Annotated in this window: 3 protein-coding genes; all 3 read left to right on the top strand. The window is 67.2% G+C overall.

Going from position 1 to position 3,250, the window contains the following annotated elements; genetic code table 11:
* A partial coding sequence (locus C8261_RS17680) for a DUF2345 domain-containing protein (protein WP_107494913.1) occupies positions 1-545 on the top strand: 545 nt, incomplete at its 5' end.
* A complete protein-coding gene (locus C8261_RS16990; RefSeq protein ID WP_219905236.1) occupies positions 542-2,665 on the top strand; it encodes a phospholipase D-like domain-containing protein in 2,124 nt (707 codons plus the stop codon). The genes C8261_RS17680 and C8261_RS16990, both read left to right, overlap by 4 nt.
* Positions 2,658-3,250 (top strand): tetratricopeptide repeat protein (locus C8261_RS16995; protein WP_146161708.1); only part of this gene is annotated, 593 nt, incomplete at its 3' end. The genes C8261_RS16990 and C8261_RS16995, both read left to right, overlap by 8 nt.

A 3,250-nucleotide genomic window follows, 5' to 3' on the forward strand; every position in this document is an offset into this window, starting at 1 on the left:
ACTTCGCCGCCGCCAAACGCATCGTCATCGCCGTCGATGGCGGCGCCAGCATCACCCTCGACGGCAGCATCACCGTGCGCTGCCCAGGCACCCTCACCATCCATGCCGCAAAGAAGAGCTTCAGCGGGCCCACGCGGATGAACCGCGACCATCCCGATTTCCCCCGAGGCAGCTTCACCACCCCGGTACGCATCGAGTTCGACCACGCTGCACAGGGGCTGCATTCCGCCTGGCAGGGCATGCCCTACACCGTATACGCCGATGGTGCGCGCATCACCGAAGGTGTGCTCGACGGCAGCGGCAGTTTGCTGCTTGATCACAGTGCGGCCACCCGCGAGTACCTTGTCGAGTTGGCCAACGGCGTGCGCTATGCGCTACCCATCGACAACGCCTTTGCCGATCGCGGCGAAGACCCTCTCGCCAACACGGGCATTCTCCAGCACCAACCCGGCGTTGCCGCCGAAACCGGCTCCACCGCCGTGCCCGAGAAGGCCCGCCAACGCTACGCCGCTGCCCTCAAGGCCGCAGGCCGTCTCAAGTCATGAGAGCCCACCACCGCATCCCCATCGCCTTGGCACACGGACGCAGCGCCACCATCACGCCACCGTGGTTCGTCGACGAATCGGAGTACAGTCCCCAACCCGCCTCTTTCAAGCTCCTGGTCAATGGCGAAGAGGCCTTTGGCGCGGTCCACCGAGCCATCGCCGCGGCCACTCGCTCGGTGGACATCATCTGCTGGGCCTTCCAGCCCTCCATGCATCTGCTGCGCGATGCTCAGGCGCCCTGCATCGGCGACCTCCTCCTGAGCAAGGCCGACAAAGGGGTGCGCGTGCGCATCCTGTGCTTTGCCGTGCAGCCCGCCAACGTTCTTGGCAAGGTACTGGACGAATCCAACACCCCCGGACGCTGGCAGCTCCGCCTCGGCGACCGCCCCCCCACCAGTACCGACGCCCAGTACGACTACGACAAACGATGGTTCGCGCTCTTCGACCGCGACCAGAACCTGCTCTCGCGCGCAGCCAACCACGGCGCCCTCGGCTCACGGGAAGCCTGGCGCAACATCGAGTTCCGTAGCCGTGGCTTCAGTCTCGGCGACCGTGCCGGCACCGCCACCAGCAGTTTCGAGGATGCCGAGCTTCCCTTTGAAACCCGCGCCACACTGGCTGCAGCACCCAGCCACCACCAGAAGACCGTGCTCATCGATCACGAAGACCCCGGGCGCGCACTGGGTTTCCTGATGGGCCACAACTTCCTCGACCACTACTGGGATACCAACGCCCACAGCGCCCAACGCCACTTTCGCCTCTACGGTCAGCCCGACCCCGCACCCAACCGGCGAGCCAATGGCGCCTATCCGCTTCACGACTTCTCCTGCCGGCTCAGCGGTCCGGTGCTTGGCGACCTCTATCTGAACTTCGCCCACGCCTGGGAGCGCGAGATCGCATTCGGCAGCAGCCTGCGCCGGTTACCGCGCCCGGACTTCAGCGCCTACCCCCTGCGCACCAGCGATGTGGATGTCCCCATCGTCGGGCAGATCCTGCGCACCCAGCCGCAGTACGGCGTCAAGGACGTCATGAAGTCCTACCTGCAGGCCGTCAACAACGTCAGTCAGTTCATCCACATCGAGAACCAGTACTTCCGCTGGCCGCCGCTGGCCGAAAAGATCAAGGCGAGCGTCGCCGCACAACTGGCACGCGGGCGCGACCCCGCAGCCCATGGCGCCATCCACCTCTTCGTACTCACCAATTCCAGCGATGCCGGAATTGGCGCCGGCACCGTCAACACCTACCGCATGCTGCAGTCCCTCGGTCGCGCGGACGCCCTGCCTGGCGTGGCACGCCAGGAACGGCTCGACGCCATCGCTGCCCAGCGCAAGGCGCTGGCTGCCCGCGAGACGCAGGTCCAGCGTCAGATCAAGGCCCTCGACCAGCAACACAGCATGGTGCCGGTCACCAACCCCGCCGTCGCACGCCAGCGCGCCGAGCGCTACGCTCCGCTGAACCGCGAACTCGAAGACATCCGCGCCCGCCAGCGCGCCCTTGACGAAGAAGAAGCCCGCCTGCAGGGCCAAGGCAGCCTGGCCCGCCAGGACGACGAACTCAAGGCCACGCGCGCCCAAACCACCGCCCTGGAACAGGAGCGCGACACACTGCGCAAGCGCGGCGCGGACACCACCGAGATCGATCAGCGCCTCGACCAGGCCCGTGGCCGCGAGCGCGCCCTGCAGCAGGCCTACGACGAGGAACTCGGGCAGACCATCCCCCCTGAGGACATCCCCGGCCTGAAATGCCACCTGTGCACCCTCGTCGCCCCCGACACCGCCGCCGGGGAAGACTGGGTAGAGGTCTATATCCACGCCAAGCTGATGATCGTCGACGACGCCTACATGACGCTCGGCAGTTCCAACATCAACACCCGCAGCATGGAAGTCGACACCGAGATCAACATCGCCCACGATCGCCCGGAAGTCACCCGCCCCGCCCGCTTGCAGTTGTGGGCCTCACATACCAACGCAAGGGGGGCTCACATCGATACGAAGGAAGCCTTCAAGGCATGGGCAGACATCATGGAAGAAAACACAAAGCGGAGGTCCAATCGCTTCCCTCCCATCGCCCAGCTCGCCCCCTTCCTGCGCACCAGCGAAGAGCGCAAGGCCAGTGACTGACAACGCCTTGCCACGCCTTGCCACGCTGCTGCTCGCCGCCACACTGCTGGCCGCCTGCCAGGAGCCGCCTCCACCGCCCCGCCACCCGGAACCGCCCGCCATGCAGGACCTTGCCGACATCCGCGCCGACCTCGCCTTCACCTGCGTCCGCGAGGCCGACGCCATCCCCGCGCGCGAGCCGCGCGCCGACCAGCTCTACCGCCACGCACGCTGGCTGCGCCGCGAGAACCTGCGCCTCGACAACCCTGCCCACTACCCGCCCATCGAACGCCTGCTGCGCATCGCCGCCGCCTGGGACCACGACCTCGCCAACCTCGAGCTACGCCGCATGATCGAGCGCGGCCAGGCGCGCAGCGCCAACCCCCTGGGCGAGCGCCTCGCCCTCACCGAAGCACTCATCGCCCGCGGCATCCCCGGCGGCTACTACGACATGGCCCGCATGCTCGAAACCGGCTCCGCCGTCGCCCGCGACCCCGTCCTCGCCCTGCGCTACTACCGCAAGGCCGCCGACCTGGGCAGCCCTGAGGCGCAGTACGTTGTAGGCACGCTCCTTGTCGACCGTCGCAAGGTCAGCGATGACATCGT

This window comes from Pseudothauera lacus (assembly GCF_003034845.1).
GTDB lineage: Bacteria > Pseudomonadota > Gammaproteobacteria > Burkholderiales > Rhodocyclaceae > Pseudothauera > Pseudothauera lacus.

Coding starts and splice junctions, on each gene's coding strand:
- C8261_RS16990 (WP_219905236.1), top strand. CDS start 542: ATGAGAGCCCACCACCGCATCCCCATCGCCTTGGCACACGGACGCAGC.